This is a genomic window from Microbacterium sp. P2_F9, assembly GCF_056403635.1.
The window spans coordinates 1-18,705 of the sequence record NZ_JBFUFC010000059.1; the positions used below are offsets into that span (position 1 = coordinate 1).

Below are 18,705 nucleotides of genomic sequence, written 5' to 3' on the forward strand. Positions count from 1 at the left end.
GCCGCCGCGGGCACGCCGCCGCGGGCACGGCGGCGGCCTGGGGCTCCGGCATCCGGCGCACTTTCACGCCGAAGAGATCGGATCGCAGCGAGTAGACCACCGCGAAGACGAAGGCCCAGAGCAGGACGAGGAACCCGATGCGCAGCAGCAGGAGCGTCAGTTCGCTCACGGCAGGGGTCCTCCTTCGCGCAGGTCGAACGCGCGGGTCACATCGGCGGCGGGGAGGGGCGGCTTCGGGGGCGTGGCCTGCGCGACGACGCGGAACACGATGTCGGTGTGGCCGATGGTCACGGTGGAGTCCGGCGGAAGCGCGGCCTCGACGACCTTACGTCCATTGAGCAGGGTCCCGTTGGTCGAGTTCATGTCGCGCACCATGGCGCGCTCGCCGTCCCACAGGATCTCGACGTGCCGGCGGCTCGTGCCGGCATCGGCGACCGTGATGTCGGCGTCGCTGCCGCGGCCGATCACCGTGCGTGATTTCAGGAGCGGATGCCGCTGCCCGGCGATGTCGACGACGCCCCGCCAGGCGACCGTGCCCTGCACCGTGGACGAGCTCACCCGCAGGGTGCCGGTCGAGAGCTGATCGTCGCGCTCGATCGCGATCGACACGGGGCCGGCGAAGCTGTAGCCCTGGGCCTTGGCGTGCTTCTGGACGAGCGTCATCAGCTCATCGTCGAGCGCGCCGCCTAGAGCGCGCATCTTCTCGTCGTCCGAGGTCGACAGCCGCAGGACGAAGGTGTTCGGGGCCAGAATGCGGTCGCGCGAGACCACAGCCGCCTTCGTGTCGAGTTCGCTGCGCAGTGCAGAGGCGAGCTCGACGGGCTGAATGCCGCTGCGGAAGGTCTTCGCGAACGCGCTGTTCACCGCGCGTTCGAGACCTTTCTCGAAGCTGTCAAGTAGTCCCACGCGACTCCCCAAGGCAGGCTGGCCAGTTCGGTACATGCTAGTTGCTCAGTCTGAGACACCCGAGGAGGTGATGAATGCGCCGTCCGAGTGGGTCCAAGTTGGGACGACGACGAAAAAGGGCCCCCGATCCGGGAGCCCTTCGTCGTTTCGTGCGCGAGGGGGGAGTTGAACCCCCACGCCCTTTCGGGCACTGGCACCTGAAGCCAGCGCGTCTGCCTATTCCGCCACTCGCGCGATTCGCCGCACCCTGGGATGCCGCGATCTCAACCTGTCGAGGATATCACGGTGGATGTCCGCCACCGAACTCGCGCAAGGCCGGCGCAGGATTGGCCCAGGTTCTGCGTTCGTGATATCGCCGGGCAGTCGCGCACTGCTACGGTGACCGAAATTCAGGATGGAGGTTCTCTGGGGGGAGGACCATGCGCAGCATGCCACCGGAAGACCGGTCTCTTTGCGCGCCTAAAAACGACCAGCCGGTCACTGAGTAAAGGAATCACATTGAAGAACCGATGGAAGGCGCTCGCGTCAGTCGCGGTGGCGGCGGCACTGGTCGTCGCCCCGCTGACCGTGGGCGCGGCATCCGCGCATACGGGCAATCTGAATGGGCAGGCTGTCTGCAACCCGCAGACCGGGCAGTACGACATCACGTACATGCTCACGCTGTCGAACGTCGGCGCGGAAACGACCGGCGTGACGCACTGGGGCGTCGGCAGCAACACGTTCACCGGCACGCCGACCGATGCGACCGGACTCACCGAGGGGCCGCACGACTCGACGGGCAACACGACCTTCTCGCTCGGCACGTACTCGGTGCCCGGCACCAGCACGGCAGGGCCGTGGGTCTATGCGTTCACCCAGTTCAGCAACGAAGTGAAGCTGGGGTCGGACGGTCGCGTCGACGTCCTCGCGGGAGACTGCAAGCCTGCCGACAAGCCGGTCACCCCCCCGACGCCGACCTGGACCGACCCGTGCGGGCCGGACAACGGCTCGTGGACTGCGCCCGAGTTCGAGGGCGGCCACTGGGCCTACGGCTCGGGCGAGGGGATCGAGTACATCGACGCCGTCGCCGACGACGGGTATGTCTTCCCGGAGGGCACGCAGACCCAATGGTCCGGCGATGTCAACGACGAGGAGTGCTGGCAGCCCACCGCGGTCACCCCGGTGCTGACCTGGGACCTGCCGTCCTGCGACGAGCCGGGCGCGGTCACGTCGTCGTTCGAACAGGAGGGCATCCACTGGACCGAGGCCGAAGGTGACAACGGCTCGACGATCTACACGGCTCACGCCGACGACGACTACGTGCTCGCCGAGGGTGCGCAGCACGAGTGGACGGTGCCGAACCTGACGCAGCTGGACAGCGATGACCCGCACTGCCGTCAGGTCTACCCGGTGCCGACGCTGTTCAACACGGGCGACCCGCAGCCGACGTGCGCGAACGCCGCGGAGTACCTCACCCCGGAGGAGTTCGGGGCACCCGGCGAGGACGGCTGGTACTCGTTCGAGCACGTCTGGGTCTACATCGACCGCTCGGTCGAGGGTGAGGTCACGATCTCCGTCGAGTCGAAGTCGGGCTACACGCTGGGTGATCTGAACGGCTCCTGGTGGATCAGCGAAGACAGCACGTATGCCGAGCGCACCATCCTCCTCCACGGTGCCATCGGCTACCAGAGCGAGGACAGCACCCAGCCGTGCTTCTTCGCGATCCTGCCTCAGCCTGAGGCGCCGGTGTTCACCGACGACTGCGGCACCGCGACCGACGGCTTCACCGTCCCGGAGAACTCGGAGGCTGTGCGCTACGAGACTGTCCACGAAGGGGCGATTGTGACGATCACGGCGGTCCTCGTGAACGACGAGGACGAGTTCGCCGAGGGCGTGACGACCCAGTGGTCGCACACCTTCACGAACGAGGCCTGCCCGACTGCCGCACCGCCGCTTGCCGCGACGGGCGGAAACGGCGTGAGCCCGATCCTCCCGATCGGCGCAGGCGCCCTCGTGATGCTCGGACTCGCGCTGCTGGTCACGCGTCGCCTCGCGCGTCACTAGTCTGACCGTCAGCCCCGTCGCGAGCCGGTTCACCCGGGTCGAGGCGGGGCTGACGCATGCCTGGGCTTCAGCTGCCGTCGAGCGAGGGCACGAGGGTGAAGACGATCTCCTCGGTGTCGCGATCGAGGCCTGGTGCATAAGAGACGAGCCGCGACACTTCTGTGAACCCGGCCTTGCGCAGCACCGCGATCGACCCCGAGTTGTGCGCGGCCGCGCGCGCGAACAGCGGACGCTCCGGCTCCCGGGCGACGAGCAGGCGCAGCGCCTCGGTGGCCACCCCTCGGCCCCAGGCGTGCCGGGCGATCCAGAACGAGACTTCGCGGTCGCCGTCGATGGTGAACACCGCGGCCGTGCCGGCGAAGCCGCCGCGCTCGGTCACGACCGACATCGCGGCATCCGGATTCGCGCGCTGACGCTCGATCCATGCGTCGAACGCACCCCGATCGTCGGGATCGGATGCCGTGAACGCGGCCATCGCGACGCCTTCGGGGTCGCGCATCATCTCGAAGACGGCATCCAGATCGTCGTCGTCCAGCGGTCGCAGCTCGATGTGGCTCACGCGTTCACGGTAGCGAGGGGCCGGGAGGGGCGGTACCCCTCAGGCGTAGCCGTGCAGAGTGCGCAGGGCGGCCTCGGCGCGCGCACCGTCGCGCGCGGCCAGCGCCTCCCGGAAGGCGACGTAGCCCTCGGTGCGCGCGATCGGGCACTCGATGAGCGGATGCCACCCGGAGAGGTTGCGGCGGATCGCGAAGTCGGCCTCGTGCATGACCGTGACGAACGCGCGGTTGTCCGTTGCGTAGGTGAGGGTCTCGAAGAGCTCCTCGCTCCACGCCATGATGGCCTCGTGGTCATCGGCGGCCGAGGCGCTGATGATGGCATCGGTCACCCGCAGCGCAACCTCCAGGGTGAGGTCGGAGCAGCGCTGGGCGGCGACGCGGACGATGTTGCCGAGGAGAAGGACGGCGAACTCGTGGGTGTCGTCGAGAAGCTTCTGGTCGGGGATCGAGACCCGCGTGTAGCGGTGCGGTACGACCTCGACGAGACCGGTGCGCTCGTGGCGCTGGAGTGCCTCGCGGACCGGAGTGCGAGAAACGCCCAGCCACTGGGCGAGTTCGTGGTCGCGCAGATGCTGGCCGGGCCCCAGCCGACCATCAAGGATCGCTTCGCCGATCGCCGAGTACACCTCATCGCCGAGGACGGTGCCGATCGGGTCGACGGGCATGAGCGGAACAGTGGTCATGGGCGAAGACAAGTGTATGTCGGAGGAGCAATCTTCGCCGAAGCACTGATATATCGGTAGAGTTGCGCGCGTCACGCTTCGGCGTGGCCTATCCGGGGGGATCCGTCGGCGCCCGGGCTTTGAGCCCTTCGCTCGGCCCGGGCGTTCGATGGCGGATCCGTCGATTACTGTGGTTAGGTCTTGCCGCAGGTACCCGTCCTGCAACGTTTCTGTCACCTTCCGACACAAGACATGCATTTCTGCCCTGCGTCCGATAGCGTGGGGTAGTCGGCGCGCACTGCGCCGACTTCAGTGAGGAACGGCATTACATGAGCACGCAAGGCACCGTCAAGTGGTTCAACTCGGAGAAGGGCTTCGGCTTCATCGCTCCCGATGACGGCGGTGCGGATGTTTTCGCGCACTACACCGCAATCCAGGCGGGCGGCTACCGGTCGCTCGAGGAGAACCAGCGCGTCGAGTTCGAAATCGCGCAGGGCCCCAAGGGCCTGCAGGCGGAGAACATCCGCCCCGTGGGTTAAACCCCACCCACGACTATTCGGCACGTTCCGCTCGTTGAGCGGAACGTGCCGTTGGCGTTTGTGCCCCAGACAGCCGGAGAGTTCGCCCGGTCCCGGCAGGCAGCAGGACGTCAGTCCCGATCGCCCCGGACGAGCTCGATGCCGGCCCCGGCGAACTGGCGGAGCGTCGCATCGGGCAGGAATGCCCGCGTGAGGGCGGCGGCGATCCGAGTGAGATCGCTCTCGTCGCGGTAGAGCAGGTACATGGTCTCGTAGCGCGGGTGGAACTTCTCCTTGAAGCGGTGCAGGGATCCGAAGCCGTAGACGGGCTCGAGCAGGCCGGCCAGCTTCTCGGTGACATCTGCAATGGGTCCGGCATCCGCCGGGTATTCATGGGTGAGCGGAGCGCCCGACAGGGAGACGACCTCGGCGCCTTCATCGGCGAAGTGCTTCGCTGAAGAGCCGATCAGGAACTCCATCGCCGGCGCGAAGCCGCCATCGCGGCGGCGCATGAGATCCAGCGTCCACCCACGCACCCGACCTGCGCCGCCGTAGATCGGCAGCCAGGACAGGAAGCCCTCGACATCCCCCGCGGCGGAGACCGCCAGGGCCAGTCGCACTTCCGGGTCCTCCGCTTCGTCGAGCGTGCCGAGGGTGAAACCCATCTCCGGCAGGCCCTTGTCGCCGACCCACATCTCCGAGATGGCGCGCAGCTRCTGGCGGACACCCCACGGCTCGTCGACCAGGCGCGACATGCGGAACGTGACGCCTTCGCGAGCCGCGCGGTTGACGGCCGTCCGCACAGCGGCCCACTTCTTGCCGGTGAACTCCAGGCCCCGAAGGTCTACGACGGTGTCATCGGCGACCACCAGACTGCGCCATCCTCGCGGCATGGCCAGCCGCGTCGACTCGCCGGCGCTGAAGAAGCAGGGCACGAGACCTGCTCGCTCGGCGTCGGACACGAAGCCCGCGATGGCTGCGTCGCGCTCCTGCGCAGGCCCGATCGGGTCGGCGAGGGCGAGGGCGACCCCGGAGCGCCGGTGGTACGCGACGATGCTCTCGGACAGCCGGGCATAGCTGTTGCCCTCCCAGGTCGTCATCCAGGACAGCGTGCCCCCGCCCTCCTGGTGCAGCGACTCCTTGACCTGGGCCACCGTCGGCGCGGGCTGTTCGCCGAGCAGCGACCTGCGTCGCGCCCGGAATGCGTGCCGCACCGCGACCAGGTAGACGAGAAGGAGCAGCCAGAGCACGGCGGTCGCGACCGAGACGCCGAGACCCGTGACAGGCACACCGCTGCGGTCGGCCAGTCCCGTCGCGACGACCACGACGAGCAGCGCACCGGTGAGGACATTGAGCACGGCGTAGCCGACCGTCCATCCCCACGCCCATCGCCGACCTCGCCGCAGGCCGTCGGCGAACAGCAGGATCACGCCGACGTCGAGGGTGACATCGAGCAGGGACGGTCCGGCCGCCTGGGTCGGTCCGAACATGCCGTCGGTCGGGATCAGCAGTGTGATGAGCTCGATGGCCGCGATGACGAGGACGACGACGAACGCGATCAGGCGCTGCTCGCGGATCGTGGTGCGCTGGATCCGCAGGGATCGCTCGACGAACAGCACCAGCAGCACGGCGAGGGCGTGCTCGAGATCGGCCAGCTCACCCCAGAAGGTCAGCGCGACGAAGACGAAGCCGAGGAGCACCAGCCACGCGCGCACGCGCCACGGCTGCACCAGAAGCCCCACCGCGGCGGCGATGCACGCCATCGTCCCGCCCGAGGGACCGACATCGAGCGCCGCCGCTTCGGTCAGCGCCCACGCCCAAGGCAGYGGGGACAGGAGCAGCAGCAGAAGGGCGCTCGCGAACACCGCGAAGAGCTGCCCGATCCAGAACCAGCCGAGGGCGATCCGCCAGCCGCGCCGGTACTCCAGATAGGCCATCCCGACGAAGCCGGCCAGGGCGAAGGCGTATACCCACGGAACGTTGACGAAGAAGGTGCCGGTGAAGGGTGTCCACCACCTGCCCGCGGAGAGGGCGGGGAGTCCGTACGCGACGACGTCATAGGTCGCCGAGTCTTCGAACGGACGCCACAGTCCCTGCCAGATGATGCCCGCGACGACGATGACGAGCATCGTCGTGAGCGTCGCCGCCACCTGGCGGAGCGACCTCAGGGACGGCTTTCGGCTGATCGAGGGCTCGTGGGCGACCGCGGTCATGCTCCCACGATAGGACCCGATCTCCTCCGGCTACCGTGTCCCGGGCCGGTCGTAGTCGGCCAGGGCGCTCGCATCCTCGGCATCGCGCATCGCGCGGCGCGCGGCATCCAGAGCCTCAACCGGATCAGCGGCCTGCCGGGCCTCGGCGAGTTCGCGCTCCGCAGACAGCAGTCGCAGCCTCGCGGGCGCGCCGGCGCGGGCGTGGGCGACGGATGCCTCGGCTCGGGAGATCATCCAGCGTGCGGAGGCGAGCGTTCCGGGCAGCGCGGTACGTGCGCCGCGCAGCCGCTGCTGCGCGGTGCGTGCATCGCCGAGGGCGAAGTCGAGTCGATCTCGGAGGCGCACGATGCGGTCGACGGTGTGCGTGGGTCTGCGGGGCGCATCCGCTTCGAGCGCGTCGAGGGCGGCGGCGACGGCGCGTACTTCGGTGCCGAGACGCTCCGCGTCGACCGGCTCGAGGTGCTGGCGGATCGCCTCGGCCTGGCGCAGTGCGGCGCGTGCCGCATCGAATTCGGACGGCATCGCCTGCGCCGCCTGGGTCACAAGGCGATGGGTCTCCTCGAGCGACCGCGCATCCGCCTCCGCCTGACGGAGTGCCCGCTCCGCCCTGGCGACATCGGCGAGGCTGTTCCGCGACGGGTCGGCCGCCTCTTCGGCAGCGACGGAGAGCAGGCGCTCCGCCTCCGCGGCCTCCGCGAAAGCGGACTCGGCTGCGCGGGCGGCCGCGCGCCACTCGTCTTCGGYGAAGCGCGAAGAGAGGTCGTCGATCAGTCGCTGCGGCTCGCCCATGGCGACCCGCAGGGCCGCGAGCCGGCCGCGCGCCGCGTCGACCTGCGCCGCCGCCGAGACATTGGCGTGCATCCAGGCGACGTGCTCGGTGCGCGCATGAGAGATGGTCGACATCGCGGTGGCGACCTTGCGCTCGATGCGGCCGGACCTCCTGCGGATCTCGTCGGGCGTGAGGCTCGGAGATCCGAGCGCCCGATACTCCTCGAACGAGGAGTCCCGCACGTGCTGAGCGGTCAAGAGTGCGCGATGGAGGGACGCCGGCGCACCACCGCCGTACATCGCCCCAGACAGACCCACCTCGAGGTCGAGCTCGCCGACTTCATCGTCGAGGCGCACCAGCGCGGCGCCGGCGCTGTCGCGGATCACCCCTGCGGCGGCTCGTGCCTTCGGCGACCGCCGGATCCGGCGCACCAGCCAGATGGCGATCAGGAGGAGGACGGCGGCAGTGCCGAACACGACCAGCGCGGGAATGAGCCACCCGAGCACTGTGCCGTCGGCCTCAGGCATCGGCATCCTCGATCAGCAGCAGCGCGCGCAGCTGATCCGTGGTGTCCACCGCCGCCTGCGCTCCCTCGGCCTCGTGCGGCCAGCTGAAGCCCCACCGGACGAAGATCACCGGCACGCCGTGCACCGCGGCGCCCTCGACATCGTGATGGCGGTCGCCGATCAGCACGGGGCGGCTCGTGTCGACACCGGCCACGTCCAGGCGGCGCAGCGCCTCGGCGACGATGTCCGCCTTGTCGCTCAGGGTGCGTTCATCCTGGGTGGCGCCGACGATGGCGGTGAGGTACGGCGCGAGTCCGAAGTGATCCATGAGCGCATCGACCTGGATTTCGGGCTTGCTGCTCGCCGTCGCCTGCGGAATGCCCGCGGCGGCGACGTCGGCGATCAGCTCGCCGACGCCGGGGAAGAGCCGGGCCCCTGTCGTGTACCCGTCGGCCTTGCCCAGGGTGCGATAGAACGACACCGCGTCAGAGGCGCCTTCGGGCGTCATGCCCCCGGTCACCTGGAAGGACTGGAACATCGGCGGCCCGATCCAGTGCACGAGCTCGGCGCGCGTGGGGGCGGTGCGTCCGAAGTGCTCGAGCGTGATCTTCAGGCGTCGCAGGATGCCGTCGGAGGCATCCACCACCGTTCCGTCGACATCCCACAGGATGCAGGTCCACGGTGAGCGACTCGGCATGCCGACAGCCTATGGGGCGGGAGGGAGCGAGGCCGCCGTCAGAAGAGCCGGGGAGCGCCTGACTCGAGCCCCTTCATGCCGTCGTAGTCGAGTGTCACGCAGCGGATGCCTCGGTCCGCGGCGAGCACGCGGGCCTGGGGCTTGATCTCCTGCGCGGCGAACACGCCCGTCACGGGCGTCAGATGCGGATCCCGACCGAGGAGCTCCAGGTACCGGGTGAGCTGTTCGACTCCGTCGATGTCGCCGCGGCGCTTGACCTCGACCGCGATCGTGCCGCCGGCCGCGTCGCGCAGGAGCAGGTCCACCGGCCCGATGGCCGTGGGGAACTCGCGGCGCACGAGGGTCAGGCCGTCGCCGATGACATCCACCTGCTCGGCGAGCAGCCGCTGCAGGTCGGCCTCGACGCCGTCCTTCTGCAGGCCGGGGTCGATGCCGAGCTCGTGCGCCGAGTCGTGCAGCACCTCGAAGAACCGCACCAGGAGCGTGTCGCCCGTCTTGGTGTGCGTGACCCGCCACAGCTCGATGACACCGGCGGCCTGGGCCTCGGCATCCGGGATCTCCACCGTCAGGGTGCACGGCGGGCTCATCCAGTTCAGCGGCTTGTACGAGCCCCCGTCGGAGTGCACCAGGAGACTGCCGTCGCCCTTGTGCACGAGCAGGCGGGTTGCCTCCGGCAGGTGCGCGTTGAGACGGCCGGCATAGTCGACCGAGCAGCGGGCGATGACAAGACGCATCCGACGAGCCTAGCCGCGCTGATCCCCCCACCCGGCAGGGGCGGCGTCAGTGCGAGGAGTGACCCGCGCCCACCATCGAGCCGGCGATGGGACGCGCGGCCGGGGAGGCGAAGCCGGATGCCACGATCAGCACGACCAGGATGTACAGCGTGTTCAGCAGGCCGATGTGCTCGCTGATCAGGCCGAGGAGCGGGGGCCCGGCGAGAAACGCGACGTACCCGATCGTCGCGGCCGCGCTCACCCGGGCTGCGGCGTGCACGGGGTCGTCCGCCGCGGCCGACATGCCCAACGGGAAGCCGAGCGACACACCGGCGCCCCAGAGCGCGGCGCCCGCGAACATCAGCGGGATGCTCGGCGCGAGGATGAACAGCAGCAGTCCGCCCGCGGCCGTGCCCGCCAGGACGATCAGGGTCGCGACCCGCCCGAAGCGGTCCACGAGCGGGCCGCCGAACATGCGCACGACCGTCATGCTGATCGAGAACACCGCGAGGGCCGCCGCGCCGACCGCCGCGCTCGCCCCGTGCCCTTCGACGACGCCGAGGGCGAGCCAGTCGTTCGCGCCGCCTTCGGCGAAGGCCATGCCGAGCATGATGACCCCGAGCGTGTACGTGCGGGGCTCCTTCCACGCCGAGAGGGCGAGCGACATGCGGTCGCGCCATGCCGGCTTCGCAAGCCCCGCCTCCGGGTCCATCGCGACTTCGCGGCGAGGAACCCAGGCGATGCTGGCGAACGCGATGACGAAGATGGCGACGGCCATGATCGTCAGGTGCGCGAGCGCGTCGTACCCCCACGAGATGGCGAGGATGCCGATCCCGGCGCCGATCACGGTGCCGAAGCTGAAGAAGGCATGGAAGAGCGGAAGGATCGTCTTGCCGGTCTGCTTCTCGATCGCCGCCCCCTCGACGTTCATCATCACGTCGACCGCCCCGTTGCCGAAGCCCCAGAGCACGAGGCCGACGACCACGACACCGGCGGAGTGGAAGACGTCGGCGCCCACGCCGATGATCGCGACGCCCACACCGAAGATGAGCATCGCGCCCAGCATCCCGGTGCGCGCTCCGAAGCGCGCGATCACGACCGAACTGACCGACAAGCCGATGATCGAGGCGATTCCGCCGACGAGGAGCATGAGTCCGAGCTGGCCGCGGTCGACCCCGACCGCCTCCTTGATGGCAGGCACGCGCGAGGCCCAGGTGGAGATGCTCAGGCCGCTCGCCAGGAAGATCGCGAAGATCGCCGTGCGCCAGCGCACGAGCTGAGAGCGCGTCAGGACGGTATCCATCCCGACAGCTTACCGAATCGATTCGACGCACCGGAATCGGGGCAGGTACGATCAGATCTGTCATGAGCACACGCCGCGCCACCATCAGCGACGTCGCCCGCGCGGCGGGCGTCTCTCCCTCCACGGCGTCCGTTGTGTTCAGCGGCAGCACCCCGGTGTCGCAGGCGACCCGGGACCGCGTGCTCGCGGCGGCGGAATCGCTGGGCTATACCGGCCCCGACCCGCGTGCGGCATCGCTGCGGCGCGGGCGCTCCGGGATCGTCGGCGTGGTGTTCGAAGAGCATCTCGGCCGCACCTTTCAGGACCCGGTGAAGATMCTCATGATGGACGGGCTCACCGAAGGCGTCGCCGCTCTCGGCGCTGGGCTGCTGCTGCTGCGCGACCAGCCGGACTCGCCCGGCGCGCCCACGCTGACCACGGCTCCGCTCGACGCCGCCGTGCTGGTCGGATGCAGCGGGCTGCTGCGCGAATCGCTCGCCGTGGTGCGCGCCCGCGGCATTCCGGTGGTCGTCATCGAGGGCGACGCGGGTGAGGGCGTGCCCCGGATCGAGCTCGACAACCGCGAGGCCCAACGGCAGGCGGCACGGCATCTGCAGGGGCTCGGCCACGAGCATGTCGCGCTGGTCACTCTGCCGGTGCACGCCGGCTGGCAGCGCGGCTGGATCGGCCCGGACGAGGAGATCACCGTGAATGTGACCAGGGAGCGGCTCGCGGGAGCGCGCGATGTCTTTCCGGATGCCCCGGCCTACGCCGCGGCGGGGAGCTTCATCGACGAGGGACTCGCTGCGGGGCGGGTGCTGTTCGCGGACCGCGCGCACCGTCCGACCGCGGTGATCGCCCAGAGCGATCTGCTCGCGGCGGGCGTCGTGCGCGCCGCCGAGGAGGCGGGCCTGCGCGTACCAGAAGACGTCAGCGTCACCGGATTCGACGGCATCGTGGTCGACGGCCTGGCGCCGTACTCGCTGACGACACTCGTTCAGCCTGCGGTCGACAAGGGGCGCGCCGCCGGGAAGGCGGTCGCGGCGATGCTGGAGGGCCGGGAAGCGGCATCCATCCGCTTCACCTCCGTGTTCCGCGTGGGAAACACGACCGCGCCGCCCCGCGCACCCTGACCGGCCCGGTCGGGCGGCCAAACGGCCCCGGTAGGATGATTCCCAGACCGTTGCCCGTGCCACTGGCTGCGACCCCCCGAGGAGGCCGCGCATGCTGATCCTGCTCGGTGCATTCGCGGTCGTGCCCATGGTGCTGCCGTGGCTGGTCGCACGGATCGGCGCGCGCGCGTTCTATCTCGCCGCGCTCCTGCCCGCCGCAGCGTTCGCACAGGCCGCGGTGCAGACCTCGGCAGTGCTGGCCGGCGACACCCCGTTCGAGTCGTACGACTGGATCCCGGCGCTTGGGATCAGCCTGTCGATGCGGATGGACACCCTCGGATGGGTGATGACTCTCATCGTGACCGGCGTGGGCGCCCTCGTCATGCTGTACTGCCGCTGGTACTTCCGCGATCAGCGGGCGGGCGTGGGACAGTTCTCCGCGGTGCTGCTGGCCTTCGCCGGAGCCATGTACGGGCTCGTCCTCACCGACGACATCGTCGTGCTGGTGATGTTCTGGGAGATCACGAGCGTCCTGTCGTATTTGCTGATCGGGCACTACCACCGCCGCGCCGGCAGTCGCCGCGCCGCCCTGCAGGCGCTGCTGGTGACGACCCTGGGCGGACTCGTGATGCTCATCGGCGTGGTGCTGCTGGTCGTCGATGCGGGCACGTCGAGCCTGTCGACGATCCTCGCCGAAGCCCCCGCCGGCCCGGTGGTCGATGCCGCGCTGGTGCTCCTGCTGGTGGGTGCCCTGAGTAAGTCCGCCATCTTCCCCTTCCACTTCTGGCTGCCCGGCGCCATGGCGGCCCCCACCCCGGTGAGTGCCTACTTGCATGCCGCCGCGATGGTCAAGGCGGGCATCTACCTCATCGCCCGGCTCGCCCCGGTCTACGCACTCGCGCCCACCTGGCGCCCGATCGTGCTGATCCTCGGGGTGTTCACGATGCTGCTCGGCGGATATCAGGCCCTCCGGGAGAGCGACCTCAAGCGCATCCTGGCGTTCGGCACGGTCAGCCAGCTCGGCCTGCTCGCCGTCGTCCTGGGCTACGGCACCCGGGATGCCGCGCTCGCCGGACTCGCGCTGCTGATCGGGCACGCCCTGTTCAAGTCGAGCCTCTTCCTCGTGGTCGGCGTGATCGACCGCCAGCTGTCCACCCGCGACATCGGGGAGCTGAGCGGGCTCGCCCGGCAGGCTCCTGTGATGACGACGTTCTCGGCGATCGCGATCGCCTCGATGGTGGGGATCATCCCGACGATCGGCTTCGTCGCGAAGGAGGGCGCCCTGACCGCCTTCCTCGATGAAGCCGTCGGGGGGTCGGGGTGGGGCCTATTCGCGCTCATCGGCGTCGCGCTCGGATCGGTGCTGAYCGCCGCGTACGGACTCCGCTTCTTCTGGGGGGCGTTCTGGACGAAGAAGGATGCCGGGGGCGCGCCCGCCCCCGTCACCGAGTGGCCGGATCCGCCGATCGGGTTTCTCGGCGCTCCAGTCCTGCTCGCCGGGCTGACCGTCGTCGCGGGCCTCGCGGCGCCCGTGCTCGACATCGTGCTCGCGCCCTACGCCGACACCGCCCCGGCCTCGAGTCCAGGAGTGCCTGCGCCCGAGCAGCCGTACCATCTGGCGCTCTGGCATGGGCTCGAGCCTGCGCTGTGGATCACCCTCGCGACGATCGTGCTCGGCATCGGCGTGTTCGCCGTGACCCGCGATCGGCCGATCCGCCGAATCCTCCCCTTCACTGCGGCGGGGGCCTACAACGCGAGCCTCCGTGGCATCGCCCGCCTGTCGGTGCTGTCGACCAGCCTCACCCAGCGCGGGTCGCTGCCGATCTACGTCGGCACGATCTTCGTCGTACTGGTCGCCGGCGAGGGCACGGCCCTGATCGCCGGCGGCGGCTGGCAGACGCAGCTCGATCTCTTCCACACCCCGACCCAGCTGCTGGCGGCGCCGATCATGATGCTCGCCGGCATCGTCGCCGTGCGGGCGGGCAAGCGCTACACCGGCGTTGTGCTGGTCTCGGTCACCGGTCTCGGCATGGTGCTCCTCTTCGCGACGAGCGGGGCGCCCGACCTCGCGCTCACCCAGGTGCTCGTGGAGACCGTCACCCTGGTGGCATTCGCCCTCGTGCTGCGGCGCATCCCCTCCCGGCTCGGGGAGCACAACGCCTCGGTCGCGCCGATCGCGCGCGCCCTGCTGGCCGTCGCTGTCGGCCTCACCATGGCCCTGGTCGCGGTCGTGGCGACCGGCGCCCGCATCACGGAGCCCATCTCGACGAGGTTCCCCGACATCGCCTACGACCTCGGCCACGGCAAGAACGTGGTCAACGTCGCCCTCGTGGACATCCGCGGCTGGGACACGATGGGCGAGCTGTCGGTGCTGATCCTCGCCGCGACGGGCGTGGCATCCCTCGTCTTCGTGACGCACCGCGCCGACATGCTGTCCTCACTCACGGCGCCGCTGCCGAGATCGGCCTCCCGCTCGCGGCGCCCCCTCGTCGAGACCGACGAGGGCATCAGGCCGCAGAGCGCGGACACCCGAGGCAGTCACCGCGCCTGGCTCGTGGGCGGTCAGCGCGTCGGGGCGGAGAATCGCTCGATCATCCTCGAGGTGATCGTGCGCATCCTCTTCCACACGATCATCATCGTCTCGCTCTACCTGCTGTTCGCCGGCCACAACCTGCCAGGCGGCGGATTCGCGGGCGGCCTGGTCGCCGGCATGGCGCTGGTGATGCGGTACGTGGCCGGCGGACGGTACGAGCTGGGCGCGGCCGCACCCGCCGACGCCGGCCGCCTGCTCGGCACCGGCATGGCGATCGCGGTCGGCTGTGCGGTGGTGCCGCTCCTGTTCGGCGCTCCGCCGCTGAAGAGCTGGTTCTTCGAGATGGAGCTGCCGGTGATCGGGCACCTCGAGTTCGTGACGTCGACCCTGTTCGATGTGGGCGTCTACCTCGTGGTCATCGGGCTGGTGCTGGATGTGCTGCGCAGCCTCGGCGCCGAAGTCGACCGCCAGGCGCACGAACTCCAGGAGGTGGGCGGGCGATGAACGCCACGACCGGCAGCGGCGTCTCGCTCGTCCTCATCGTCGTCATGGGCGTGCTCTTCGCGTGCGGCGTCTACGCGATGCTCGAGCGCAGCCTCACCCGCGTGCTCATCGGGTTCCTCCTGCTCGGCAACGCCGCGAACCTCCTGCTGCTGATCGTGATGGGCCGGCCCGGCGTCGCCCCCTTMTTCGACGGCTCCACCCCGACCGACGAGATGTCCGACCCGCTTCCTCAGGTGCTGACCCTGACGGCGATCGTGATCACGTTCGCGATCTCGGCGTTCCTGCTGGCGCTGATCTACCGCTCGTGGCAGCTCGGCCAGGCCGACACCGTGAGCGACGACGAAGCCGATGTCGAGGTGCGCGCTCGTCGCCTGGGCGACGAGGCGACGATGGATGATGTCGCCGAGGCGCTCACGGATGACGCGACCACCGACTTCGTCGGCGTGGACACGTCGCCCATCACGGTGCTCAGCAGCCGCGATCTCGCGAGCATCGTCGACGACGCGCCGGCCGATCGCCCCCGCGCGGATGACGGCCAGGGAGGTGAGCGCCCGTGAGCGCCCTCGTCCCGCTGCTGGTGACTCTTCCGCTCCTCGGCGCCGCCATCGCGCTCATCGCGGGACGCCACCGGCGGACGCAGGTGGTGGTGTCCATCGTGACGCTCGCGCTCGTGATGATCATCGCCGGGGTGCTGCTGTATGTCGTGGACACCACCGGCGTGCCTCTTGCGGTGTCGGTCGGCGGCTGGCCGGTGCCGTTCGGAATCGTGCTCTACGTCGACCGGCTCGCCGCGCTGCTCGTCGTCGTCTCCAGCGTGGTTCTCCTGGCGGTGCTGCTGTTCTCGGTCGGCCAGGGCGCCGCGGACGGCGACGACGACACCCCGGTGTCGATCTTCCACCCGTCGTACCTGATCCTGGCGGCGGGGATCTTCACCGCCTTCATCGCGGGCGACCTGTTCAATCTGTACGTCGGGTTCGAGATCCTGCTGGTCGCCTCGTACGTCTTGATCACGCTCGGCAGCACGGAATCCCGCATCCGCACCGGCTCGGTGTACATCGTCGTCTCGCTCGTCTCGTCGATCCTCTTCCTCGCCGCGATCGCGATGATCTACGGCGCCTTGGGAACCGTCAACATGGCGCAGGTGTCGGAGCGGATGACCGAGCTGCCCGAGCAGACGCAGATGGTGCTGCATGTCATGCTGCTGCTCGCGTTCGCCATCAAGGCCGCCGTGTTCCCGCTGTCGTTCTGGCTGCCGGACTCCTACCCCACCGCGCCTGCACCGGTCACCGCGGTGTTCGCCGGTCTGCTGACGAAGGTCGGCGTGTACGCGCTCATCCGCACGGAGACGCAGCTGTTCGCAGACAGCGACGTGAACGTGGTTCTCATGGTGGTGGCGCTCGCCACGATGATCGTGGGTGTGCTCGGCGCCGTCGCGCAGGCGGAGCTCAAGCGCATCCTGTCGTTCACGCTCGTCAGCCATGTGGGCTACATGGTGTTCGGACTCGCGGTCGCGACGCCCGCCGCGATCGGCGCGACGATCTACTACATGGTCCACCACATCATCGTGCAGACCACCCTGTTCCTCGCGGTCGGGCTCGTCGAGCGCCGCGCGGGCAGCACATCGATCCTGCGGGTGAAGGGCCTGATGCGCGCCGCGCCGATGATCGCGGTGCTCTACTTCATCCCCGCGGTGAATCTCGGCGGCCTTCCGCCGTTCTCGGGCTTCATCGGCAAGTACGCGCTGTTCGACGCCGCGGCGGAGGTCGGAACGCCGATCATGCTCGTGCTCATCGTCGGCGGCATCATCACGAGCCTGCTGACCCTCTACGCGCTCATGCGGGCGTGGAATCTCTCCTTCTGGCGCGAAGAGGACGACTCGGCCGAGACCGAAGCCCGCATCTCGTACCTGGGCGCATCGCCGGGCGGCGTCGAGACCGAGCGCCGCGCGATCCCGAAGATCATGACCGCGGCCACGACCGGCATGGTGGCCATCACGATCGGGCTGACCATCTTCGCTGGCCCGCTCTACGACATCTGCGCCCGCATCGGCGACTCGCTCCTCGAACCCGTCAACCTGACGCAGCTCCAAGAGGAGGTCGGACGATGAGCCCCGATTCCCGGCTGAGCCCGCGCCGGCTGCTCGCGCAGATCTGGCGCCAGCTGCCGTTCTTCGTCTGGCTGGTCGCCCTGTGGATGCTGCTGTGGGGGCAGTTCACGCTCCTGGCGTTCGTGAGCGGGCTCGCGGCGGCGCTCATCGTCACGCGGGTCTTCCGCCTGCCGCCGGTCGAGCTGTCCGGCCGGGTGAATCTGGCCTGGGGACTCGTCTTCATCCTCGAATTCCTCGGCGCACTCGTCCGCGGGTCGCTCACTGTCGCGTGGCAGGTCCTCGACTGGCGCCGGCAGCCGGGCGCCGCGATCATCGCGGTCCGGCTCCGGATCGCGGACGACCTGATCATGACGCACACGGCGGTGACGGCATCCCTCATCCCGGGCTCGCTCATCGTGGACGCCGACCGGGATCGCCGCATCCTGTATCTGCATGTCATCGGAGTGCGTAGCGACGAGGACGTGGAACGGCACCGGGCGAGCGTGCTGCACTGGGAGGAGCGGATCGTGCGGGCCGTGGGATCCCAGGCGCAGCTCGAACGGGTCCGCCAGCTGCGTGCGGCCGCAGATGCGGTGGAGGGAGCGCTGTGAACATCCTGCTGCTGGCGATCTACATCGCCTTCGGGGCCGCTGCCCTGCTGATCGTGTGGCGGATCATCATCGGCCCGTCGATCCTGGACCGGGCCGTGGCATCCGACGTCCTGCTCACTCTCGTGATGTGCGTGCTGGGTGCCGAGATGGCGATCAACCACCACACCCGCACCCTGCCGGTGCTGCTGGTCATCGCGGCGCTGGGTGTGTTCGGGTCGATCACGATCGCGCGCTTCGTGGCGCGAAGGGACGGGCAGAGCTGATGGATGCCGCAGCCACATCCGGGGACGCCGTGCTCGACACCATCGCGCTCATCCTGATCCTCGGCGGCGCGATCCTCTGCCTCACCGCGGCCATCGGACTCCTGCGCTTCCGCGATGTGCCCACCCGCCTGCACGCCGCCACCAAGCCGCAGGTGCTCGGAATGCTGCTGATCGCCATCGCGATCGCCCTCTCGCTGCGCTCCTGGCCGGTGGTCGCCTTCCTCGTGCCGGTCATGCTCATGCAGTTCGCGACCGCGCCGCTGTCGGCGCACATGGTCGGCCGGCAGGCGTACCGCAACGGGACCTACGACCGGGCCGGGCTGTACGTGGACGAACTCGCCCGGTCGGGCGAGACTCCGCCGGGCGCCGGCGGCTGATCGGTCAGTCTGGCGGGACCAGGGTCAGGGTGTCGGTCGTGGCCGCGTCGATGGCGCGGCCGCTGAACGGCCACGGCGTGAGCTCGACCCGCTGCCAGGCCTCGGTCTGATCGGTGTAGTGCTCGTGGAAGGCGTGACCGCTCTCGCCGGTGAGCTGATTCCAGCGTGAGGCGTCGAGGTCGGCCAGATCGACGATCATCCGCATCGACGGCACGGTGACGGTCTCGAAGCCGTCCCCCAGCGTCCATCCGGTCGCATCGACGACGGAGCTGCCCCCGCCGACCGGGAACGGCCCGCGGTTGAAGAGCCACTCGATCGGGGCGATTCCGGATTCCCCGAACGTGCCGCTGCGC

Annotated in this window: 18 protein-coding genes, 1 tRNA gene and 1 pseudogene; 9 read left to right on the plus strand and 11 right to left on the minus strand. The window is 69.6% G+C overall.

Annotated elements, in window-relative coordinates:
• The 3 genes and pseudogenes from AC1DVT_RS08355 to AC1DVT_RS08365 form a co-directional block, all read right to left on the minus strand.
• Positions 1–169, minus strand: a pseudogene (locus tag AC1DVT_RS08355) (FHA domain-containing protein FhaB/FipA); the annotation flags it as partial.
• Entirely contained in the window at positions 166–906 is a 741-nt protein-coding gene (locus AC1DVT_RS08360; RefSeq protein ID WP_457099809.1) for an FhaA domain-containing protein, read from the minus strand. The pseudogene AC1DVT_RS08355 and the gene AC1DVT_RS08360, both read right to left, overlap by 4 nt.
• 150 nt (positions 907–1,056) lie before the next feature.
• A tRNA-Leu gene (locus tag AC1DVT_RS08365) sits at positions 1,057–1,140 on the minus strand.
• Between the two features lie 264 nt (positions 1,141–1,404).
• On the opposite strand from AC1DVT_RS08365, the gene AC1DVT_RS08370 reads away from it, so the two are divergent.
• Positions 1,405–2,949 carry a hypothetical protein gene (locus AC1DVT_RS08370; RefSeq protein ID WP_477388113.1) on the plus strand — a complete coding sequence of 515 codons (1,545 nt, stop codon included), beginning with the start codon at positions 1,405–1,407 and terminating at the stop codon, positions 2,947–2,949.
• A 67-nt stretch (positions 2,950–3,016) separates the two neighbouring features.
• Here AC1DVT_RS08370 and AC1DVT_RS08375 read toward each other — a convergent pair whose 3' ends face one another.
• Complete coding sequence (locus tag AC1DVT_RS08375; protein WP_477388115.1) at positions 3,017–3,508, minus strand: GNAT family N-acetyltransferase; 492 nt, start codon at positions 3,506–3,508, stop codon at positions 3,017–3,019.
• 39 nt (positions 3,509–3,547) lie between these two features.
• Complete coding sequence (locus tag AC1DVT_RS08380) at positions 3,548–4,189, minus strand: GntR family transcriptional regulator (RefSeq protein ID WP_477388117.1); 642 nt, start codon at positions 4,187–4,189, stop codon at positions 3,548–3,550.
• Between the two features lie 308 nt (positions 4,190–4,497).
• Between AC1DVT_RS08380 and AC1DVT_RS08385 the strand changes: the two genes are divergently transcribed.
• Positions 4,498–4,707 carry a cold-shock protein gene (locus tag AC1DVT_RS08385; protein WP_457099813.1) on the plus strand — a complete coding sequence of 70 codons (210 nt, stop codon included), beginning with the start codon at positions 4,498–4,500 and terminating at the stop codon, positions 4,705–4,707.
• Positions 4,708–4,817: 110 nt separating this feature from the next.
• Here the strand turns inward: AC1DVT_RS08385 and AC1DVT_RS08390 are convergent, their stop codons facing one another.
• From AC1DVT_RS08390 to AC1DVT_RS08410, 5 genes are read right to left on the minus strand one after another with little or no spacing between them, the layout of a single operon-like run.
• On the minus strand, positions 4,818–6,899 hold the full coding sequence (locus AC1DVT_RS08390) for a bifunctional lysylphosphatidylglycerol flippase/synthetase MprF (RefSeq protein WP_477388119.1): 2,082 nt from the start codon (positions 6,897–6,899) through the stop codon (positions 4,818–4,820).
• Positions 6,900–6,929: 30 nt separating this feature from the next.
• The gene (locus tag AC1DVT_RS08395) at positions 6,930–8,195 is read right to left on the minus strand and encodes a hypothetical protein (RefSeq protein ID WP_477388121.1); all 1,266 of its coding nucleotides are present in this window, start codon (positions 8,193–8,195) and stop codon (positions 6,930–6,932) included.
• Positions 8,188–8,871: an HAD hydrolase-like protein gene (locus AC1DVT_RS08400; RefSeq protein ID WP_457099816.1), complete on the minus strand. Its 684-nt coding sequence runs from the start codon at positions 8,869–8,871 to the stop codon at positions 8,188–8,190. The genes AC1DVT_RS08395 and AC1DVT_RS08400 overlap by 8 nt, the downstream gene beginning before the upstream one ends.
• A gap of 38 nt (positions 8,872–8,909) precedes the next feature.
• Positions 8,910–9,605 (minus strand): endonuclease NucS, encoded by a 696-nt coding sequence (gene nucS / locus AC1DVT_RS08405; protein ID WP_477388123.1) that lies wholly within the window; start codon positions 9,603–9,605, stop codon positions 8,910–8,912.
• A 46-nt stretch (positions 9,606–9,651) separates the two neighbouring features.
• The gene (locus tag AC1DVT_RS08410) at positions 9,652–10,887 is read right to left on the minus strand and encodes an MFS transporter (protein ID WP_457099818.1); all 1,236 of its coding nucleotides are present in this window, start codon (positions 10,885–10,887) and stop codon (positions 9,652–9,654) included.
• 62 nt (positions 10,888–10,949) lie between these two features.
• Between AC1DVT_RS08410 and AC1DVT_RS08415 the strand changes: the two genes are divergently transcribed.
• The 7 genes from AC1DVT_RS08415 to mnhG all read left to right on the plus strand — a co-directional run bounded on the left by AC1DVT_RS08415 (position 10,950) and on the right by mnhG (position 18,352).
• Complete coding sequence (locus AC1DVT_RS08415; protein WP_477388125.1) at positions 10,950–11,999, plus strand: LacI family DNA-binding transcriptional regulator; 1,050 nt, start codon at positions 10,950–10,952, stop codon at positions 11,997–11,999.
• Between the two features lie 91 nt (positions 12,000–12,090).
• Complete coding sequence (locus AC1DVT_RS08420; protein WP_477388127.1) at positions 12,091–15,015, plus strand: Na+/H+ antiporter subunit A; 2,925 nt, start codon at positions 12,091–12,093, stop codon at positions 15,013–15,015.
• On the plus strand, positions 15,012–15,572 hold the full coding sequence (locus AC1DVT_RS08425; RefSeq protein ID WP_477388129.1) for a Na(+)/H(+) antiporter subunit C: 561 nt from the start codon (positions 15,012–15,014) through the stop codon (positions 15,570–15,572). Before AC1DVT_RS08420 ends, AC1DVT_RS08425 begins: the two co-directional genes overlap by 4 nt.
• Positions 15,569–17,122 carry a Na+/H+ antiporter subunit D gene (locus AC1DVT_RS08430; protein ID WP_477388131.1) on the plus strand — a complete coding sequence of 518 codons (1,554 nt, stop codon included), beginning with the start codon at positions 15,569–15,571 and terminating at the stop codon, positions 17,120–17,122. Before AC1DVT_RS08425 ends, AC1DVT_RS08430 begins: the two co-directional genes overlap by 4 nt.
• Positions 17,119–17,712 carry a Na+/H+ antiporter subunit E gene (locus AC1DVT_RS08435; RefSeq protein WP_457099823.1) on the plus strand — a complete coding sequence of 198 codons (594 nt, stop codon included), beginning with the start codon at positions 17,119–17,121 and terminating at the stop codon, positions 17,710–17,712. Before AC1DVT_RS08430 ends, AC1DVT_RS08435 begins: the two co-directional genes overlap by 4 nt.
• A complete protein-coding gene (locus AC1DVT_RS08440; protein WP_457099824.1) occupies positions 17,709–17,975 on the plus strand; it encodes an MrpF/PhaF family protein in 267 nt (88 codons plus the stop codon). Before AC1DVT_RS08435 ends, AC1DVT_RS08440 begins: the two co-directional genes overlap by 4 nt.
• A complete protein-coding gene (mnhG, locus tag AC1DVT_RS08445; protein ID WP_477388133.1) occupies positions 17,975–18,352 on the plus strand; it encodes a monovalent cation/H(+) antiporter subunit G in 378 nt (125 codons plus the stop codon). The genes AC1DVT_RS08440 and mnhG overlap by 1 nt, the downstream gene beginning before the upstream one ends.
• A 4-nt stretch (positions 18,353–18,356) precedes the next feature.
• Here mnhG and AC1DVT_RS08450 read toward each other — a convergent pair.
• A partial coding sequence (locus AC1DVT_RS08450; RefSeq protein ID WP_477388135.1) for a penicillin acylase family protein occupies positions 18,357–18,705 on the minus strand: 349 nt, incomplete at its 5' end.